Raw genomic sequence first — 18,254 nt, forward strand, 5'->3', positions numbered from 1 at the left:
CAGACAGGCTCGGTGCACAGATTCACCGAGCCCGTCTTCCCCTCATTCGTTTCACTCTCCCCCGCGGACAGTTCCCCGTCCACGGACAACGATGCGCCATACTCGCTGCCGATGGTGTCGGGTGAACACCCCACAAGGGGAGCGGTCGAGGAACAGCTGACGCGGGCCGCGCAGCGCATCCTGGCTGTGGCGCGCGCGGTGGTCGCCCTGGTGGGCGGCCTGCTCGGGGTGATGTCCGCCCCCGCCGGCCACGAGCTGCGGACCGCGGTGATCGTGATCACCGTGGTCGCCTGGAGCCTGCTCTACGGGCGGTGGCTGTGGCGGGGCCCGCAAACCGATCTGACCTGGGCTGGGCTGGCCTGGGCCGACGTGGCGGTGCTCGCGGTGGCCGGGCTGACCCAGCCGTGGACGGTGCCGGCGGTGTCCATCGGCAACGGCCAGGGCTGGGTGATCACGCTCGTGTCGGTGTCGGTGGTCGTCCACCAATGGCACACCCGGATGGCGCCGGGGTTGGCGACAGCGCTGGCCGTCACGGCGGCGTTCCTGGTCGGCGCGTGGTGGACCACGCCGGAATTGTGGGTTGGTGCGTTGGCCATCGGCGCGTGGACGCCCGTGCAGGCGGTGCTGTCCCGCGTGTTGGCGACGTTGCTGGTGCAGGGGGCCCGAATCGCCGACGCCCAGGAGACCAGGGCTGAGGTAGCCCGGCGGGACGCGGCGGTGGCAGAAGCCGTCCGCGCCGACGAGCGGGCCTACAACGCGATGCTGCACGACACTGCCGCGACGACATTGCTCATGGTCGGGCTAGGCGAGGTTGGCTCGAATCACGCCTGGGTGCGGGCGCAGGCGGCCCGCGACCTGACCGCGCTGGCCGGCGAGGCCGAGACGCCCGAGGGGGACGCCCTGCCCGCGCTGCTCGAAGTGGTCACCGCCAGCCGCGTGGCCGTCGACCTGTCGGCACCGGACATCCTTCCGCTGTCGCCGGAGATCGCCCGGGCGGTACGGGGTGCGCTCCGGGAGGCGCTCAACAACGTCGCCCGGCACTCGGGGGAGACGTCGGCGAAGGTGATCATCACCGCCGAATCCGTGGTGATCTCCGATCGTGGCCGGGGATTCCGGCTTGATGCGGTGCCGGAGCGGCGGCGAGGTGTGGCCAACTCGATCGTCGAACGGCTCTCGTCGGCCGGCGGCCGGGCCGTGATCACCTCCGCGCCGGGCGAGGGCACCACCGTGCGGCTGGAGTGGGATCGTGGCTGACGCCCGCGCCACCATGGCGCGCCTTCGCGGCCGGCTCCGGGTTGCCATCCTGATCGTCTCCCTGGCCGACCTGATCGCCCTGGACGTGCCGGCACTGCTTACGCACCTGGACGTCTACATCGTGGCGTGGCCGGTGGTCGCCGGTTACCTGGCGCTGCTCGCGATGCTGGCCGTCGAAGGAGTGCTGATCACTCGCGGCCGGTCGTGGGGCTGGTGGCGGTGGCCGGCGCTCGGGCTCACGCTGGCGATCTCGGTGCTGGTCAACGCCCTGATCCCGGCCGGCGAAGTGCCCGGCTACGCGAACTGGCCGCTCGACGCCATCGGCTGGATCGCCGTGGTGCTGTTGCTGGACGTGGACCTGGCGGTGCTGCTGGCGGTCCTCGCCGCGCACTTCGCCACCAACTTCGTGCACCTGGCGGTGGCCGGTCAGCTGGCCCCGGTGCCGCTGATCAACGTCGGCACCGACGTCGTGACGATCGGCGCGTTCCAGGTGATGGCCGGTGTGGCGACCGGAATGCTGCGGTCCGCGGCCAACTCCGCCGCCCGCGCCGCCGAGGCCGAGGAAGCCGTGCGGGCGGCCGAGGTGATCGCCGCCCGCGTGCACGAGGACCGCCGCCGGCGCTCCGAGCAGCTCGACGCCGTGGTCCGGCCGCTGCTGATCGGCCTGGCCGACGGCGAGCTCGACCCGGCCACCGACCAGACCCGCCGCGACAGCGCCATCGCCGCTGCCCGGATGCGGCGGCTGTTCGCCGAGGGCGACGACGTCGACGACCGGCTGCTGCACGAGCTGAAGGCCTGTGTGGACGTGGCCGAGCGGCGCGGGATTCTGGTCGACCTGGCCACCCAGGGCAGTTGGCCCGGCCTGCCGCTGGACGTGCGGCGCGGGCTGACCGAGGCGCCGGTGCGGGTGTTGAGCACCGCACGTAACTGGGCGCGCGTTACGGTGCTGGGCACGGATTCGGGGGTGTCGGTCAGCGTGGTCGCCGACGGCGACGCCGCCGGCATCCCGGCCGAGGCCGACGGCGCCGTGAGGATCACCACCGTTGAGGACGAGGACCGCTTGTGGGTGAAGGCGACGTGGCAGACGACCTGAATCAGCCGGACGTGAGTCAGGGCGTGATCACCGCCGTGATCATCGACGACCATCCGGCGATCACCGCCGGCGTGCGGGCCTGGTGCGCTGCCGCCCGGCCGCCGGTGGAGCTGGTCGACGCCGACGGCAAGATCGGCCGGGCCTGGACCGAACCCGGGGCCTCGGCCCAGGTGGTGATCTTCGACCTGCAGCTGGGCGGGCCGCCCGCGTTCCGGGAGCTGGAGCGGCTGGTCGACGCCGGCCGGCAGGTGATCGTCTACTCCCAGCGGGCCGACCGCGACACCGTGCTGACGTGCCTGGACCTCGGCGTGTTCACCTATCTCACCAAGGCCGAGGGACCCGACCACCTCATCCCGGCGATCCGGGCCGCCGCCGCCGACCTGCCGTACACCTCGCCGTCGCTGGGCGGGGCGATCAGCACCGACCGGCGGCCCAGCCGGCCGCAGCTGTCCGAGCGGGAGATGGAGACGCTGGTCGCCTGGTTCGAGTCCGACTCGAAGCGCCTGGTGGCCGGCAAACTCGGCGTGTCGATCAAGACCGTGGAGACCTACATCGACCGGGTGCGGATCAAGTACGCCAACACCGGCCGGCCCGCCCGCACGAAGGCGGCGTTGGTGGAGCGGGCGATCCAGGACGGCCTGATCGCCATGGAGGACCTCACCTCTTGACCCGCCGCCGCGGCAACACCTTGGCCACCTTGGCGAAGGGCAGCCCGTCGGCCAGCTCCTCCGGGGCGGTCAGCCGCCACGCCTCGTACACCAGCTCGGCCAGCTCGTCGGCCTCGACGCCGGCGAGCTGGACGACGACCCAGCCGAAGCCGCCCATGGTGAACTGCTCCTCGAACACCTCGGGGCGTTCGGCCACCAGGGCCTGCTGCTCGGCGATGGTCTGCTTGAGGCCGACGGTCTCGGTCCGCGGCCAGTAGTAGCCGAACCGCTTGCCCCGCACGCCGAACGACGTCCAGTCGCGGGCCTGCGACTGCTCCACTTCGGCGAGCGCGTCCAACACGCGGTGCAACACGGCACTGCTGACTCCCATGGGCCGGAGTCTACGCAGGAGCACTGACAATCAGGCCGCCAGCCGAAACTCCCGCACCGCGTTGTCCCGCCCGATCCTCCGTCGATCCTCGTCGCTGATCTTCGCCGAGTCGAACCACCCCGCCGCGTGGTCGACGTTCTCGAACGGCCAGTCGGTGGAGAACAGGATCCGCTCCGCCCCCACCGCCATGATCGCCGCCACCAGCGTCTCGGTGTGGAAGTTCCCGGACGTCGTGATCAGGAAGTTCTTCCGGAAGTAGTCAGTGACATCCCGCCGGGCCTGGTAGCCCGGTGCCCGCTGCCCGTGCCAGGCGTTGTGATTGTCCAGTCGCCACAAGCCGTACGGCAGGTTCTCGCCGAGATGTCCGAGCACGATCCTCAGTCCCGGATGGGCGTCGAAGAGCCCGGATCCGATGAGCCGCAAGGCATGCACGGCGGTTTCGTGCCCGAAGGCCCAAGCCGGCCCGATCAGCCACTCGTGGTCGCCGTACACTCGGGCGTCCGGCGGCAGGGGATTGCGCGGGTGCAGAGAGAACGGCACGTCAAGGCGTTCGACCTCGGCCCAGAACGGCCGGTACTCCGCGGTGTCGTAGTGGCTGACGGTGCCGTCGGCGTCCAACTCGGAGAACCCGTTCACCAGCGCGCCGACAAAGCCGAGGTCGACAACGGCGCGTCGGAGCTCCGCGGCCGCCGCCTCCGGATCCTGCATGGGCAGCGCGGCAAAGCCTTTGAACCGGTCCGGCCGTTTGACGATCTCCTCGGCCAGGTGGTCATTGGCCCGCCGGGCCAGGTCGACGGCCTTGGTGGCGTCGGGCACGGCCTGCACGGCTGGCGAGTTCAGCGACAGCAGCATCAGCTCGACGCCGTTCTCGTCCATTTCCCGCACCCGCCGGTTCTGGATGTCCAGCAGCCGCTCGCGCAGCTCCGGCCAGTGCGTCGGCGGGGCGTAGCGCTGTGAGTCGCCGATCGTCTCCTCGGTGGAGAAGTGCTCTTCCAACGCGATCTTGCCCTGCATCATTCTCCTCGGTCGGCGATCAGCTGCCGGCGGACCCGGCCCGGGTTGTAGAGGGCGGCCAGGTGCGCGCCGAAGATCAGGTGCCACAGCCACACCGCGAACGGGAACTGCCAGCCGTGGCCGAAGGAGAACACCCCGAAGCCCTTGCCCGGCGCGTAGACGAACGGCACCAGCAGCGTGACGGCGACCAGCGTCAGGATCGTGCAGAACGCCTGCGCCTTCAGGAAGTTGCCGGTGTCGGTGTCCCGGAACGGCAGCCGCGGATGGGCCAGGAACGCGAACACCAGCGTGAACGCGATGCCGTCCAGGTAGTGCATGAACTGCCCGGCGAAGTAGGACGCCGCCGTGCCCTCGGGGGTGTTGGGCGCGGCGACGATGCCGTTGTGCAGCGGCCAGGGCAACTCGGGCAGGCCGACGGCCGGCATGAAGTAGCCGAGCGTGGTGGCCATCTGGGTCGCGACGAACCCGGTGACCAGCACCGATGCCACGGGGTGGCGGGCGCACCAGCGCCACCACACGAGGTCCGCCCGCACCTCGGGCACGACAAGCGTGTCCACAACCGTTCCTCCCGCCGTTGGGATTCACCAATGTGTAGCAAGCTTACGATTGGTGAACGACGGCTGTCGAGAGGGTGGTTCTAGACAGCACCACCCAGTTCCACGGTCATCCGCGTGGTGGTCTCCATCAGGTCGGCGGTGGCGGCCGCCAACTCCTCGTCGCTCACCGTGGACGGCAGCGCCAACGCCACGGCCAGCGGCAGCGACGTCGTCAACACCGGCGCGGCCACCGACTTCATGCCCGGGATCATCACCCCCGTTGTAACGGCGTACCCGTTAGTCAGCACCTTGGTAACGGCCTCCTCGTTACGGTCCTCGACCAGTGGATCGGTCAGCGCCCGTGGGAGGTGGGCCAGGAACACCAGGCCCACCGAGGAAGTCGCCAGCGGCATCGTCGCGCCGATGCGGATGGTGATCGGCAGTGGATGCACGCCGTACTCCCAGCGCACCAGCACCGGCCCGTGATCACCCCACACCGCCAGGTTCACGGCGTGCGAGGTGCGGTCCCGCAGCCCCGGCAGGTGCTCGGAGGCCAGCCCCACCTCGTCCATCCGGCGCAGCGACTCCACGCCGAGCCGTCGCGCCGCCGGCCCCAGGTCGTACCGGCCGGAGCTGAGCTGCGCCACCAGACCGGCCCGGCCCAGGCTCACCAGATAGCGATGTGCCTTGCTGGTGGCCATGTCCGCCGCGGCCGCGATCTGGGACAGGCTCATCGGGCCGCGGCCGCGTTCGATCGCGTCCAGCACCGTCATCGCGATCTCCACGGACTGAATACCCTGGCGGTCGTCGCTGGTAGTCGTCACGCCGGTAGCGTAGGTCCATGGACCCGAACAACCCGGTTGTGCGACTTGTCGGCCAGGGCATGCAGGCCGAGACCCAGGGCCGCGCCGCCGACGCGCGGGACCTGTTCCGGCAGGCGTGGGAGGTCGCCGCCGACGACTACGAGGCGTGCGTCGCGGCGCATTATGTGGCCCGGCACCAGGAAACGCCCGAGGACGTGCTGCGCTGGAACACCCTGTGCCTGGAACGGGCCGACCTCGTCGGCGACGACCGGGTCCGCGGCTTCTATCCCTCGCTGCACCTCAATCTCGCCCGCGCGCACGCCGATCTCGGCGCCGAGGACGATGCGCACGAGCACTACCGGCTCGCCGCCGAGTGCATTGAGGACGCTCCCGTCGGTCCGTATCGGGACGGCATCCGCTACGCCGTCGCCGCCGGCCTGGGATCGCGGTCTTCGTCGGTGTCCTTGGCCGAGTTGCTGGCCAAGCTGTCCGCCCGTGCCGATCTCACCGCCCTCGGTCTGCTGCTGCCGGCCTACCTCGGCGATCTCGGCACGATGGAGGACCGGATGGCGCTGCTGACCGCGGCGCAGATGGTGCACGCCGGCCGGTCGCTGCCCGACGACGAGCAAACGGTTCTGGGGCAGGCGATCGACGAGCTCGCACCGTCCACCTAGGCCACCGAGCGAATCGCCCCGCCGTCCACTCGCAACGTCGCGCCGCTGACGTAGTCGGCGTACGGGCTGCACAGGTAGGCCACCGCGCCGGCGATCTCCTCGGGACGGCCGAACCGGCCGATGTCGTTGGGCACGAAGTTCCGCGCGGCGTTGCGTTCGATCTCCGGCCACTCCTCGCCCCAGCCGTGCTCGGGGGCCAGACTGGTCATCAGCCGCTGGGTCGCGTCGGCCAGGATCGCTCCCGGTGCGACCACATTGGACGTCACGCCGGTGCCGGACAGCTCGCGGGCCAGCGAGACGGTGAGGTTGTGCCGGGCGGCGAGAGTGGCGTTGTAGTGCGGCTGCATGGCCATCGGCTGCACGGCCAGGCCGCCGCCGATCTGGATCACCCGCCCCCAAGCGCGGGCCCGCATGCCCGGCACCAGCCGATGGATCATGCGAATGCCCGACACCACGTTGACGTTGTAGAACTCCTGCCAGTGCTCCGCCGTGGAGTCGGTCCAGCCGACGGTGTCGTACCGGCCGGCGTTGTTGACCAGCACGTCGATCTCCCCAGCGGCGGCCGCCACCGCGTCCGCGCCGGCATCGGTGGCCAGGTCGCCGATCGCGACCGCCGCCGCGCCGATGTCCTTGGCCACCGCCCGGGTCCGCGCCTCGTCGCGGCCGTGCACCACGACCTCCGCGCCTTCCTCGGCCAGTAACCGCGCGATCGCCTCGCCGAGGCCCGAGCTCGATCCCGTGACGAGCGCGCGACGACCGTCGATTCGCAGGTCCATAACGGTTCCTCTCATGTATACGCCTGTAGACTTCGGAGGCTAGTCTACACTCGTAGACATGACTCACAAGCGGGATGCCGCGGCCACCCGGGAGGCGATCCTGCGCGCCGGGGTGGAGGCCTTCACCCGCGCCGGCTACGACGGCGTCGGCGTCCGGGAGATCGCCCAGTCCGCCGGCGTCACCGCGATGCTGGTCAACCGCTACTTCGGATCGAAGGAGGGCCTGTTCGCCGAAGTCGTGGAGGTGTCGATGACCGAGCGCACCGTGCTCGGCGACGACCCGGCCACGCTGGCCCGCGACATCGCCGCCACGCTGGTCCGTCGCACCGCGCCGGACGCCGACAGCCTCGACCCGTTCCTGTTGGCGCTCCGCTCCGCCCCCAACCCGCGCGCCGCGGAGATCCTGCGGGCCGGCATCGAGAAGCACGTGGAACGCCACGCCCTGGAGGTTTCCGGCGCCAGCCGGGCCGACACGGCGGTCGCGCTCGCGCTGATCAACGGATTCTGGTTGATGCGCAAGGTGATCGGCAGCACCGCGCTCAACGAGACGGACGAGGCCGAGCTGACCGAGACACTGGAGCGCCTGTTCCGGGTCCTGTTGCCGTAGCGTTGAGGCCGCGCCGGGCGGTTGCCCGGCGCGGCGTCGTTCCCTTACCTGGAGCCGTAAACCGCCAGCTCGCTGACGGCCATCTGACCGCCGGTCTGGCCGCCGTCGTCGGGCCGGTCGGCCACCACCTTGATGTAGCGGGCCTGCACCGTCTGATCCAGTTGGACGCCGGTGATGCCGCCGGCGCTGTCCACCCGCCGGGCCACGGTGGAGAACGTCGAACCGTCCAGGGACACGTCGATGTGGAACCGGGTGGCGAACTTGTCATCCGGCATCAGCAGCGACACCACGTCGATCGACTGCGGCTGCTGGAGATCCACCTGATAGGCCCACCGATAGCGCTGGGTGGCCTGGGTCCACGTGTTCGGGTCGCCGTCATCGCCGAGGGCCGGCGTGGAATTGGGCTGCATCAGGGCCTGCGTGTCGTCGATGAACAGGGCCGCCGCAGGCTTGTTCAGGGCCGTGTCGTTCGGCCCGTACGCGGTGACGCCGCTGATCTGCACGGAACCCTTGACCCCGCTGAACTTCAGGTACCGGGCGGTGACCGGGGCCTGGAGCTTGGCGGTCCGGGAGTCGGCGATCACCGTGGTCCACGTTTTGCCGTCGGTGGAAGTGGCGACGCTGTAAGGCTTTCCGTCGCACTCGGTGGCGGTGACGGTGGTGAGCCCTTTGACCGAGCCGAGATCGGCGGTGCCGTCCTGGATGCGGGCGCCGGCGGCAAGGTTGGTCGGGGCGAACGCGCCGACCTCGCTGATCGCCATCTGATCGCCGCGCTGGCCCCAGTCGTCCGGCTTGTCGGCGACGATTCGCAGGTACCGGGCCGTGATCGGGGTGGCGAAGTCGACCGGGACGGTTCCCCAGCTGCCGTGCACCGTGCCGACCGTGGTCCACGCGCTGCCGTCGGCGGAGGCGTCGACGTGGAAGTCGGTGGCGAAGTGCGGCCGCGGCATGCCGACCGTGACGTAGCCCAGAGTCTGGGACTGCTGGAGGTCGACCACCAGTTGCCACCTGAACTGCCCGCTGGCCTGCGCGTAGGTGGCAGGATTTCCGTCGGTGGCATAGGAAAGCTGCGACTCGGGCTGGAGCGTGGCGGTGCTGCTGTCGAGGAACTGGGCCTGCACCGGCTTGCCGGTGGCCAGGTTCTTCGGCGCGCTGCCGGCCGGCGGCGCGGTCAGGCTCTGGTACTGCGGCTCAAGGCCGGCGTTGGCCAGCAGCGAGGCCGGCACGCCGGTGCCGTCGTAGGACACCTGGTGGTTGTTGGCCAGCGTGAGATTGGTGGGGTCGCCGGCCGGGAAGTCCGGCGTGGTGTGCTCGTAGTAGTTGTCGGTGAAGACGAAGTCCCCGTACGGGTTGGCCGCTTCCTTGCTGCCGCCGAAGGAGTTGGTGTCGTTGCCGAACTCGGCGTTGCCCGTCTCGGTGATGTAGTGGCTGCCGCCGTCGGTGTAGATGGAGTGGCCGAAGCCGTCCCCGTTGCGCACCACGTTGCCGCTGATCAGCAGGCCGGTGTCGATCGACTGGCCCTCCTCGCCGACGACGTAGATGCCGCCGCCGTCGATGTGCTGCTGGAGGTGGTCGAAGACCAGGTTGTTGGTGATCTTGTTGCCGGCCGTCCGGGTGTTCGGGTTGTAGCCCCAGCCCCAGTTGGAGCTGATGCCGCTGTAGGGTACGTCGTTGACCTGGTTGTGGGTGATCGTGTCGTAGCGGGCGTAGCCCTGGAAGATGCCGACACCGCTGGTGTACTCCACGGCCACGTGGTGCACCCAGTTGTCGGCGATCGTGTTGTTCGCCGGGATCACGTTGAGGTCACCGGGATTGGCGTCGGCGCCGTTGCCGATCTCCAGGCCGTTGGCCGAGATGTCGGTGAACACGTTGCCGGCCACCGACGAGTTGTGCACGTACTGGCCCAGCTGCAGGCCGGCCGCGCCGAGGTGCTGGAAGGTGTTGCCCTGCAAGCTCAGTCCGTCGGTGTGGTCGAAGACCACGTTGCCGGGTGTCATGGTCCAGTTGCCGTACGGGCAGGTGCCGGGATCAGTCTTGGAGAACCGGTCGCAGGAGCCCTGCTTCTCCCATGCGTCCGGGCCGGTGAGGTGCATGTTGGCCTGCACCTCGGAGAAGCCGTCGGCGCTGTTGGGGTCGGTCCACCCTCCGTATTGGACGGTGATGCCCCGGAGAACGAGCCCCCGCAGCGGGTTCGCGACGGTGCCGGTGCCGGCGACCACCGTCTGCAGGCGCGGGATCTCCACGTCGGCGGTGCGCGGATCCTGGCCTTCGCGGGGGATGTAGTACAGCGTGTGCGCCGGCTTGTCGAGGTAGAACTCGCCGGGGTCGTTCAGCAGCTCCTTGGCGTTCTCTACAAAGGACGGTTGGTCGATGTTGACGCCGTACTGCTTCTTGCTGGAGTTGTCGAAGCACGGCTGCTTCATCGTCACGGTCGTGCCGGACACTGAGGCGACGCCGCAGCGCACCTGGGTCCAGCTGACGTTGTAGACGAATTCGACGTCGGAGATGTTGTGCCAGCCGGCCAACGTGGCGTCGGACGTGGTGTAGCCGGTGGCGGTGCGGGAGAAGCCGGTCGGGTTCGACCCGGAGGCGCGGTTGGCCCGCACGCCGTCCACGTACAGCTGCCGGGTGTCGGTGCCGGCCGGCACATTCGCCGTCCAGACGCCGTCGACGCCCTGCTTCCAGCCGCCGACCTGCTCGCCGCCGCTGATCACCGGGTGCGCGCCCGCGGCGGCCTCGTAGGTGACGGTGTGCCCGTTGGTCGCGGAATCACCCTGTGCGGCATCGAAGGTGAGCGTCTTGTCCAGCCGGTACGTGCCGTCCTTGAGCACCACCGCGATGTCCGATGACATCGAACCGGTGGCCTTGCGGACCTTGCCCTGGGCGGTGAGCAGGGAGCAGGGGTTGCTCGCGGTGCAGGCGGAGCCCTGGCCGTTTGGGGAGACGGTGTAGGTGGTGGTGGCTGCCGCCGATGCGTCCGCTGTGGACACAGTGACGGCGGCAGCCGCCAGCAGCACGGCCAAGGCCGCGCCGAGGGGACGGTGGCGCATGAACACTCCCGAGACGTCGTTGTCGAGAATGGACGGTTATTCCTTGGTGGCCCCGGCGAGCATCCCCGACACGAGGGTGCGCTGGGAGAACAGGAACAGCACGAGCACCGGCAGAACGGCGACGATGATCGCCAGCGCCAGCTCAGGGCTGGTGATGTTCAGGCCGGCGCCGGCGACCGGGTTGAACGACGGCGTCGACGACAGCAGCTGGTTCAGCCCGACCTGGATCGGGAACTGGTCGCTGCCCGGCAGCACCAGGTAGGGCAGGAAGAAGTTGTTCCAGTTGCCGACGAAGCTGAAGAACGCCACCAGGCCGACCACCGGCGTGGCCAGCGGCAGGGCGATCCGGGTGAAGACCTGCCACTCCGAGGCCCCGTCCAGCCGGGCCGCCGACAGCAGCTCGCGCGGCAGGCTGGTGGCGAAGTAGATGTACACCAGGTACACGCCGAACGGGTAGAACGAGAACGGTAGGATGATCGACCACGCGGTGCCGATCAGATGCACCACGTTGAGCTCCAGGAACACCGGCAGCACCAGCGCGGCCGACGGCATGATCATCACGATCAGCGTGACGGTCAGCAGCAGCTTGCGGCCCCGGAACTTGGTCAGTGCCAGGGCGTAGCCGGCGGGAATGCTGGTGACCAGCGTGACGATGAGCGCGCCGACCGAGTACACGGCGGAGTTGCGCAGCCACGTGAACAGCACGCCGTCCTCGAAGCCGGCCAGGTGCTGCCAGGCCAGGCCGATGTTGGCCAGCGAGCCGAACGACAGCGGCGAGTCGCCCGCCAGCTCGGCGGCGGTCTTCGTGGGGGCGAGTAGCAGCCAGATCGCCGGCAGCACGAAAAACGCCAGCAGTGCCAACAGAACGATGGTGATCGCGGTGAGTCCGATGATCCGCTTCATTGCTCGTCCACCTTGAACAGTCCCGACCGGGTGACCAGCAGCCCGGCCCCGAGCAGGCCGATCACCAGCAGCACCAGGGAGATCGCGGCGGCCCCGTTGAAGTCGCCGTGCTGGAACGCGTACACGTAGGCCAGCTGGTTGGGCGACCAGGTCGGGCTGACCCGGCCCAGCGAGGCCGTCTGCAACAGCTGCGGCTCCACGAAGAGCTGGGTGCCGGCGGCGAAGGCCAGGATCGCCATGTAGACGATCCACTTGCGGATCATCGGGATCTGGATGTGCAGCGCCATCCGCCACGGCCCGGCCCCGTCCATCCGGGCCGCTTCCAGCACCTCCTGGGGAATGTTGTTCAGCGCCCCGTACATCACCACGATCCAGCCGCCGGCCCCGGTCCAGAACGCGATCAGCGCGAAGATCAGCGACAGGTGGCCCGGTGCCAGCACCTGGGCGAAGGTGGCGAGGTCGAGGGCCTTCAGCAGCCAGTTCACCGGGCTGACCGACGGGTCCAGCATGAACAGCCACACCAGCACGCTGGCCACGCCGGCCAGCGCGCCCGGGATGTAGTACAGGAACCGGATCGCCGCAGACAGCGGGGCCGGCATCCGGCTGCGCAGCAGGATCGCCACCCCCACGGTGAGGATCACGATCAGCAGCAGCCAGAACACCAGGTACACCACGATGTTCCCGAACGCGGGCCAGAACCGGAAGTCCTGGAACACTCGCAGGAACTGGTTCAGGCCGGTGAACTGCCCGCGCACATTGGTGAACGCCAGGTACACCGCGTACAGCGTGGGCAGCACACCGAAGGCTAGTAGGAGAATGACGTATCCGCTCACGAACAGCGGGCCGGAGACGCCGCCCTCCCGGGCCCGCCGGACCGGCTGGTTCACTGCGTGGTCACCGTGTATCCGACGGACTTGGCTTCGCTGGCGATCTCGTTCTGCCACGCGGGAAGCGTGGCGGTGAGCGTCTTGCCCGCGGTCACCGCCGGCAGCACCACGCTCGACCACGCGGTGGCGTCGCTGAACTTCGTGTTGCCCCAACCGGTCCACACCTCGTCGGCGGCCTGTTGGAACACGGTGGACACGTCGGTGGCGAAGTAGTCCTTGTTGGCCGGGTTGGCCAGCCAGGCCTTGGCGCCGGGGGAGTAGGCCGGATAGGTCGGCGCGGCCTTGAGATTGTCGTCCGAGGTGGTCAGCCAGGTCGTGAGCGCGGTGGCGGCCTTGAGATTCTTGCTGTGCGAGGAGACCATCCACACGCCGCCGCCGACGTTGCCGGTGTGGGCCTGCGACTCACCCTGCCACTTCAGCGGGGCCGCGGCGGTGATCTGCCCGGCCGGCGTCTTGAACGCCGAGTTGAACAGGTACTGCCCGTACCAGGACGGTCCGACCGCCATCAGCACCTTGCTGCCGTAGTCCTTGGCGAAGCCCTGCCCGAAGAACCCTTGGGTGGTAACGGAACCGGCCTTGATCAGACTGTCGAGCAGCGAGGCCATCTTGGTGCAGTGCGGGTCCTGGAGGTTGGAGCGCAGCGCGGTCGGACCGGTCAGCTGCTGGACCGGGCACTGCGCGGACCAGAAGTACGACTCGTGCGAGTTGGTGTCGCCGATCGCGCCGACCAGGTAGCCGGGGTGCTCCTTGGCCACCTTCTCGCCCAGCGCCTGGTATTCCTCCCAGGTCGTGGGCACCTGGTAGCCGAACTGGTCGAGCAGCGACTTGTTGTACCAGAGCACGACTTGGGCGATATCGTTGCGCAGGCAGTAGGTGTGGCCGTTGAACTGGCATGGGGCCAGCGAGCCGGTGGCGAAGTTCTTCAGCGTGTCGGCTGGCACCAGGCCCTCGTCGACCGGAGCGGCGAAAGCCTGTGCGCTCGGGCTCGTCGGCTGCGACGCCCAGGTCACGTCGGTCGGCGCCGCGAACACCACGTCCGGCCAGCCACTGCCGGTCCGGTCGAACAGCTGCACCTTGGTCTGCAGATAGGTCGAGCCGTCGGCCGATCCGTCGTAGGTGACGACGTCCATCCGCACGCCCGGATTGGCCTTCTGGTAGGCCTGCACCGACGCCAGGCGGGTCGAGTCGGTCCAGACCGTGATCTTGGCGTTGGTGTCCTGGGGCTGCTGCGTGAAACTGGCCGCGGTGGTTTCGCTGCCGGCGTTGGGATCTGCGCTGGCGCAGGCGGCGGTGAGCACGCCGACGGCCAGTAAGGCGGCGATCGCGGACACGGTTCGGCGCTGGTGTGACATCATTGTCGGTCCTTCGGGGCGGGGTTTCTGGAGATCAGGCGGCGCGCTCCACGTACGGCGACAATGCTGCGCCGTAGCCGAATTCGGCGGGCAGGGCGATGCCGGGCGAAGTCGGGGCGTGGACGAACCCCTCGGCGTCCACGTGGCGTTCCCGCCGCACGGACGTCGACGTCACCAGCGACTCGTAGTACGTGGTGTTGGAAATGGCCATGCACAGGTGGTGGTTCGGGATGTCCGAGCCGTGCACCTCGGCCCGTAGCCGGTAGGCGTCAGCGAGGTGGGCGGTCCGCATGGCGCCGGTGATGCCGCCACGCAGCGTCGTTCCGGTGCGGACGCCGAAGGTGGCGGCCCCGGCGGCGATGAAGTCGCCGGAGTTCATGTGGGCCCCGTCGGAGGTTTCCGCCACCAGCAACGGGATTCGCACCTTTTGTGCGAGCTGTCGGTAGGCCGTCACACTGAACTCCCGCATCGGCTCCTCGTACCAGAGGTAGCCGGCCTCGCTCAGCGCGTGCCCGAGGTACACGGCGTCCGGCAGGTCGAAGCCGGCGGATCCGTCGTACATCAGCGGCAGATCGGGCCCGACGTGCTCACGTAACGCCGTGCACAGCGCGGCGTCGCGACGGGCGTCGCCCCAGGCGTGCAGCTTGATGCCACGGTAGCCGAGCTTGAGGCATTGGTCTGCTACGTCAAGGAATTCTTCGGTACTGTCGAAAGTGGACGTTGAGGCATAGGCCGGGATCTTGTCCCGGTAGCCGCCCAGCACTTGCCATACGGGTTGGTCGTAGAGGCGGCCGGCCAGGTCCCACAGCGCGATGTCCACCAGCCCCAGGGTGGGCAGCGGCAGCTCGTGGATCCGGTCCAGCTCCCACATCCGGTGCCAGATCCACTCGCGTCGGAGCGGATCCTGGTTGATCAGTTCTTTCCGGAAGATTCGGTTCACGAGATCGTCCAGCAGCACACCTGCACCTGGGCGAGCGAACACGGCGACACCCTCGACGCCGGCGTCGGTGCCGATGCGCAGCACCGCCCCGTCGCCCTGGGCCGGGCTGCCGGAAAGCCCGTCACGCCAGTGGAAAGGCGGATCGGCCGGCGGGACCTCGATGCGGTGCGACTCGACGTGCGTGATCCTCACTGCTGAGGTCCCTGGGTGAACATCCGGTTGCGGATCTTGCGTTCGAACTGGCGTTGCGTGGTGTCGATATGGGCCGTCATCAGCTGCACGGCGCGGTCCGGGTCGCCCTCGGCGATCGCCTCGGCCACGGCCACGTGCTGCCGACCGGCCACCTCCAGCGACCCGGGCACGTCGCCGTGGAACAGCAACGTGTCGGTCTGCGCGGCGAAACGCCGGATATTGGCCACATTGGACTGGAGGAAGATATTGTCGGCGGCGATCGCCACCGCATCATGGAACTGCTGGTCGGCGCGGGCGAATCCCCGCACCTCGTTGGCTGTGCCCAGGCGCAGCGACTCCTCGGCGCTCTCCCGGATCTTGCGTACCTGGATCGGCGTGGCCAGGGATGCCGCCCGGCGGGCCGTCTCCGCCTCGATGAGCCGGCGGAAGTCCAGCAGCATCGAGACGTGTGCCATGTCGGTCGGCTGGAAGTGGGCCAGTTCCTCGTCGGCCAGCGTCCGGTCGGCCGCGGCCACGAAGATGCCCGCGCCGCGGCGCACGCTCAGCCGGCCGATGGCCGCCAACACCTTGACCGCCTCGCGCATCTGGTTGCGAGTAGTGCCCAGCAGCTCGGCCAGGCCCTGCTCGGTCGGCAACCGGTCGCCGGGGTGCAGGCCCTGCTCGGCGATGTGCTGCAGCAGCCGCTCCGCGACCAGCTCGTATCCCGGCCGGTACCGGTCACCCCCGCCGTCGGCGGCACGCTCGGCGCTGTCCATGGCCCCCTCGTTCGTCAATGAACCTGACTCATCTGCGAATGAGTATGAACTATCAGGGTCGATGCGCAAGGGGTGTGACGATGAGTCTGATTTAATGTACGGAGCGTGAGCGTCAACTTCTGGGTGCTGTGGACTTCGACCTGTCGGATGTCGTGCGGGACTGGCCGTCTCGGATCTGGCGGGCCGGCGGCCCGTTGGGGTTGGGGATGCGCATCTCCTTGAGTCACTCTCTTGATCTTCAAAAGCCTTGCCTTATAACACTTTTCACTCATTCGGGGAGCGAGATCGATCTTGGTGGGCGAGTAGAATTGCTGGTATGCAAGAGAAACTCGCTCGCTTGATCGAATGCGAGCGTCTCCTTCGTAAGGCTCAAGCCGAGCGGCTACGACTGATTGCTGAGTTGAACGTCGATGAGTGGGCCGACCGTGACATCGGGATGGCCCTGCAACTGTCCTCTTCCAACGCCTCGTCCCTCGTTGAGTGGGCTACTCGTGTGGCCACGGTGTTCCCTGATGTGGTGGAGGCCATGGAAGCCGGGGTGATCAGCGAATGGTCTGCCCACGGCCTGGTGGACCCTACCGAGCACTACAGTCGTGAGGTGGCGCAGAAAGCCGTCGCTAAGACCTTGGAGACCGCCGCAGGCCGCTGCTGCCAACAGCTTCGCCGGTCGGTGCAGGGTCGGTTGCAGCGGGCGGATCCGGCCGGGCATGCCCGGCGATGCGCGGAGCGTCGTCGGGATCGCACTGTGATCCTTTATGACACTGAGGAGGGTATGGCCGCCCTCAAAACCGAACAACCAGTGGAAGTCGCCCAGGCCATGTACGCCAAGATCGACCGCTTGGCCCGTCAGGAGCCCAAGAACGGCCGGTCGATGGACGCCGTGCGGGCGGATGTGTTGGCGTCGTTGGTGTTGGAGGAGCCGAAGAGTGCTGGCTCGAAGGCGTTGATCCAGGTCACGGTGCCGATCACCGCGTTGTTGGGTGTCGACGACCGGCCGGGGCAGCTCGATGCCGGTCAGTTGCTGCCGGCGGAGGTGGTGCGGGACCTCATGTCCCACCCCGGCACTGTCTTCCACCGTCTGCTCACCGATCCGGCTGGGCGGTTGTTGGAGTACAGCCCGGGGATCTACCGGCCGAAGGCGGAGGTCGATCGGTTCATCCGGACCCGGCACCGGACGTGTGTGATGCCGTGTTGCTCGCATCCCTCGCGGTCCTGCGATGTCGATCATGCGGTGGCGTGGCCGGAGGGGAAGAGTACTGGGACCAATCTGGGGCCGTTGGATCGCGGGCATCATCGGTATAAGCATGCGACCAGGGCGAAGGTCGTCATTGCCGACGATGGGACTACGACGATCGAGACGCGGTGGGGTCAGACCTACATCACGACGCCGGATCCGGTGGAGGAGCCACCGTTCTAACTCCACAACCGCCCCGCCAACACCGCCGTAGAACCGCACCACCTGGCCGGATCAAGCGAAATCCCCGTTCTGGGATTGTTTCGACACTCTCTCGCCCAACGGCCCGTACTCTCACAGGCCCTTGTGCTGGTGATCCGCTGCCGCGGCCACGACGGCCGATTCCTTGGTCGACGACTCCTGTGTGCCGTCGCGGCCTTGCCACCCGACACCGTGGTTGGGGTCCGTAGGTGCGTGCGTCAGGTGGGGGCGTTGGGAGGTCCGCCGCCGGTCAGTCCGTGGTCACGTTGGTGCGCACGTCGCGTTGTCCTTGCTGGTCCCTTTTATCTCTCCTGCCTCCTCCTCGCAGTGGTGGACGTGGGCTGCTGTGCGCGTTGACATGGGATTTCGCCCAAAGGGTCAGCGAAGGGGGAGAAGTGCTGCGGGTGGCGGCCGGGCCTGGTTCACTGGCGCCGTTCAGGTTCCGGAACAAGGAGTTCGATCCGATGCGCAGAGCCTTCCGCGCGGCTGTCGCCACTGCAGCCCTCGTCGGTGCGTCCGCGGTGCTGCTGCCGGCCGCCGCGAACGCCACCCCGGGGACGGGGGTGAGCGCGGTCACGATCTTTGACAAGACGGTCGGTGACACCGAGTACGTGCTCAAGGACATCACCCTCGCCCCGCACACGGGCAGCACGGGCTGGCACTACCACCCGGGCCACGTCTACGCCATCGTCAAGCAGGGCACGCTGACCCACAACAAGTCGGACTGCTCGGTGGACGGCGTCGACCGGCAGGGGCAGTTCATCACCGAGGAGTCCGGACCGGGCTACGTCCACATCGGACGGAACCTGGGCGACACCCCGGTGGTGCTGGAAGTGCTGTACGTGAACCCGGTCGGCCAGCCGCTGGCGGTGGACGCCCCCAACCCCGGCTGCGACTTCCAGTAGCGGGTAGGTAGCCTCGCTACACATGGCTGGGGAGGGCACA

General features: G+C 68.6%; 18 protein-coding genes. 7 read left to right on the forward strand and 11 right to left on the reverse strand.

Features of this window, described 5'->3' with window-relative positions:
* Window positions 1–111: 111 nt before the first annotated feature.
* Genes JJ691_RS06620 through JJ691_RS06630 form a run of 3 tightly spaced genes read left to right on the forward strand, consistent with a single transcriptional unit; the run spans window position 112 to window position 3,015 of the window.
* Window positions 112–1,254 carry a sensor histidine kinase gene (locus JJ691_RS06620; RefSeq protein WP_211767902.1) on the forward strand — a complete coding sequence of 381 codons (1,143 nt, stop codon included), beginning with the start codon at window positions 112–114 and terminating at the stop codon, window positions 1,252–1,254.
* Complete coding sequence (locus tag JJ691_RS06625; protein WP_211767903.1) at window positions 1,247–2,347, forward strand: hypothetical protein; 1,101 nt, start codon at window positions 1,247–1,249, stop codon at window positions 2,345–2,347. The genes JJ691_RS06620 and JJ691_RS06625 overlap by 8 nt, the downstream gene beginning before the upstream one ends.
* Complete coding sequence (locus tag JJ691_RS06630; RefSeq protein WP_249227736.1) at window positions 2,332–3,015, forward strand: DNA-binding response regulator; 684 nt, start codon at window positions 2,332–2,334, stop codon at window positions 3,013–3,015. The genes JJ691_RS06625 and JJ691_RS06630 overlap by 16 nt, the downstream gene beginning before the upstream one ends.
* Here the strand turns inward: JJ691_RS06630 and JJ691_RS06635 are convergent.
* The 4 genes from JJ691_RS06635 to JJ691_RS06650 all read right to left on the reverse strand — a co-directional run bounded on the left by JJ691_RS06635 (window position 3,005) and on the right by JJ691_RS06650 (window position 5,759).
* Window positions 3,005–3,385, reverse strand: a complete 381-nt coding sequence (locus JJ691_RS06635; protein ID WP_211767904.1) for an MmcQ/YjbR family DNA-binding protein — start codon at window positions 3,383–3,385, stop codon at window positions 3,005–3,007. The genes JJ691_RS06630 and JJ691_RS06635 overlap by 11 nt on opposite strands.
* A gap of 30 nt (window positions 3,386–3,415) precedes the next feature.
* Window positions 3,416–4,399: an amidohydrolase family protein gene (locus JJ691_RS06640; RefSeq protein WP_211767905.1), complete on the reverse strand. Its 984-nt coding sequence runs from the start codon at window positions 4,397–4,399 to the stop codon at window positions 3,416–3,418.
* Window positions 4,399–4,956 (reverse strand): hypothetical protein, encoded by a 558-nt coding sequence (locus tag JJ691_RS06645; RefSeq protein WP_211767906.1) that lies wholly within the window; start codon window positions 4,954–4,956, stop codon window positions 4,399–4,401. Before JJ691_RS06645 ends, JJ691_RS06640 begins: the two co-directional genes overlap by 1 nt.
* Before the next feature lie 80 nt (window positions 4,957–5,036).
* Window positions 5,037–5,759, reverse strand: coding sequence for an IclR family transcriptional regulator (locus JJ691_RS06650; protein WP_211767907.1), 723 nt, complete (start codon window positions 5,757–5,759; stop codon window positions 5,037–5,039).
* Window positions 5,760–5,776: 17 nt separating this feature from the next.
* On the opposite strand from JJ691_RS06650, the gene JJ691_RS06655 reads away from it, so the two are divergent.
* On the forward strand, window positions 5,777–6,412 hold the full coding sequence (locus tag JJ691_RS06655) for a hypothetical protein (RefSeq protein WP_211767908.1): 636 nt from the start codon (window positions 5,777–5,779) through the stop codon (window positions 6,410–6,412).
* Here JJ691_RS06655 and JJ691_RS06660 read toward each other — a convergent pair.
* Entirely contained in the window at window positions 6,409–7,188 is a 780-nt protein-coding gene (locus tag JJ691_RS06660; RefSeq protein WP_211767909.1) for an SDR family NAD(P)-dependent oxidoreductase, read from the reverse strand. The genes JJ691_RS06655 and JJ691_RS06660 overlap by 4 nt on opposite strands.
* A 58-nt stretch (window positions 7,189–7,246) precedes the next feature.
* On the opposite strand from JJ691_RS06660, the gene JJ691_RS06665 reads away from it, so the two are divergent.
* Entirely contained in the window at window positions 7,247–7,795 is a 549-nt protein-coding gene (locus tag JJ691_RS06665) for a TetR/AcrR family transcriptional regulator (protein WP_211767910.1), read from the forward strand.
* 44 nt (window positions 7,796–7,839) lie between these two features.
* Here JJ691_RS06665 and JJ691_RS06670 read toward each other — a convergent pair whose 3' ends face one another.
* The 6 genes from JJ691_RS06670 to JJ691_RS06695 are packed head-to-tail and all read right to left on the reverse strand — an operon-like array spanning window position 7,840 to window position 15,874.
* Window positions 7,840–10,845, reverse strand: a complete 3,006-nt coding sequence (locus JJ691_RS06670; RefSeq protein ID WP_211767911.1) for a discoidin domain-containing protein — start codon at window positions 10,843–10,845, stop codon at window positions 7,840–7,842.
* 36 nt (window positions 10,846–10,881) lie between these two features.
* Window positions 10,882–11,748 (reverse strand): carbohydrate ABC transporter permease, encoded by an 867-nt coding sequence (locus tag JJ691_RS06675; RefSeq protein ID WP_211767912.1) that lies wholly within the window; start codon window positions 11,746–11,748, stop codon window positions 10,882–10,884.
* Window positions 11,745–12,635 carry a carbohydrate ABC transporter permease gene (locus JJ691_RS06680; protein ID WP_249227737.1) on the reverse strand — a complete coding sequence of 297 codons (891 nt, stop codon included), beginning with the start codon at window positions 12,633–12,635 and terminating at the stop codon, window positions 11,745–11,747. Before JJ691_RS06680 ends, JJ691_RS06675 begins: the two co-directional genes overlap by 4 nt.
* A complete protein-coding gene (locus JJ691_RS06685) occupies window positions 12,632–13,990 on the reverse strand; it encodes an ABC transporter substrate-binding protein (RefSeq protein ID WP_249227738.1) in 1,359 nt (452 codons plus the stop codon). Before JJ691_RS06685 ends, JJ691_RS06680 begins: the two co-directional genes overlap by 4 nt.
* A gap of 31 nt (window positions 13,991–14,021) precedes the next feature.
* Window positions 14,022–15,119, reverse strand: a complete 1,098-nt coding sequence (locus tag JJ691_RS06690; protein WP_211767913.1) for an enolase C-terminal domain-like protein — start codon at window positions 15,117–15,119, stop codon at window positions 14,022–14,024.
* Window positions 15,116–15,874 carry a FadR/GntR family transcriptional regulator gene (locus JJ691_RS06695; RefSeq protein ID WP_211767914.1) on the reverse strand — a complete coding sequence of 253 codons (759 nt, stop codon included), beginning with the start codon at window positions 15,872–15,874 and terminating at the stop codon, window positions 15,116–15,118. The genes JJ691_RS06690 and JJ691_RS06695 overlap by 4 nt, the downstream gene beginning before the upstream one ends.
* Window positions 15,875–16,190: 316 nt before the next feature.
* Here JJ691_RS06695 and JJ691_RS06700 point away from each other — a divergent pair, with 316 nt between their 5' ends.
* Together JJ691_RS06700 and JJ691_RS06705 are read left to right on the forward strand one after the other, a co-directional pair.
* Window positions 16,191–17,291 (forward strand): HNH endonuclease signature motif containing protein, encoded by a 1,101-nt coding sequence (locus JJ691_RS06700; protein ID WP_211767915.1) that lies wholly within the window; start codon window positions 16,191–16,193, stop codon window positions 17,289–17,291.
* Between the two features lie 482 nt (window positions 17,292–17,773).
* The gene (locus tag JJ691_RS06705) at window positions 17,774–18,214 is read left to right on the forward strand and encodes a cupin (protein WP_211767916.1); all 441 of its coding nucleotides are present in this window, start codon (window positions 17,774–17,776) and stop codon (window positions 18,212–18,214) included.
* The last annotated feature ends 40 nt before the right edge of the window (window positions 18,215–18,254 follow it).

It is taken from the genome of Kutzneria sp. CA-103260, assembly GCF_018263855.1.
Taxonomy (GTDB): Bacteria; Actinomycetota; Actinomycetes; order Mycobacteriales; family Pseudonocardiaceae; genus Kutzneria.

Coding starts and splice junctions, on each gene's coding strand:
- JJ691_RS06635 (WP_211767904.1), bottom strand. CDS start 3,385: ATGGGAGTCAGCAGTGCCGTGTTGCACCGCGTGTTGGACGCGCTCGCC.
- JJ691_RS06665 (WP_211767910.1), top strand. CDS start 7,247: ATGACTCACAAGCGGGATGCCGCGGCCACCCGGGAGGCGATCCTGCGC.
- JJ691_RS06660 (WP_211767909.1), bottom strand. CDS start 7,188: ATGGACCTGCGAATCGACGGTCGTCGCGCGCTCGTCACGGGATCGAGC.
- JJ691_RS06620 (WP_211767902.1), top strand. CDS start 112: ATGGTGTCGGGTGAACACCCCACAAGGGGAGCGGTCGAGGAACAGCTG.
- JJ691_RS06655 (WP_211767908.1), top strand. CDS start 5,777: ATGGACCCGAACAACCCGGTTGTGCGACTTGTCGGCCAGGGCATGCAG.
- JJ691_RS06640 (WP_211767905.1), bottom strand. CDS start 4,399: ATGCAGGGCAAGATCGCGTTGGAAGAGCACTTCTCCACCGAGGAGACG.
- JJ691_RS06675 (WP_211767912.1), bottom strand. CDS start 11,748: ATGAAGCGGATCATCGGACTCACCGCGATCACCATCGTTCTGTTGGCA.
- JJ691_RS06705 (WP_211767916.1), top strand. CDS start 17,774: ATGCGCAGAGCCTTCCGCGCGGCTGTCGCCACTGCAGCCCTCGTCGGT.
- JJ691_RS06700 (WP_211767915.1), top strand. CDS start 16,191: ATGCAAGAGAAACTCGCTCGCTTGATCGAATGCGAGCGTCTCCTTCGT.
- JJ691_RS06695 (WP_211767914.1), bottom strand. CDS start 15,874: ATGGACAGCGCCGAGCGTGCCGCCGACGGCGGGGGTGACCGGTACCGG.
- JJ691_RS06670 (WP_211767911.1), bottom strand. CDS start 10,845: ATGCGCCACCGTCCCCTCGGCGCGGCCTTGGCCGTGCTGCTGGCGGCT.
- JJ691_RS06685 (WP_249227738.1), bottom strand. CDS start 13,990: ATGATGTCACACCAGCGCCGAACCGTGTCCGCGATCGCCGCCTTACTG.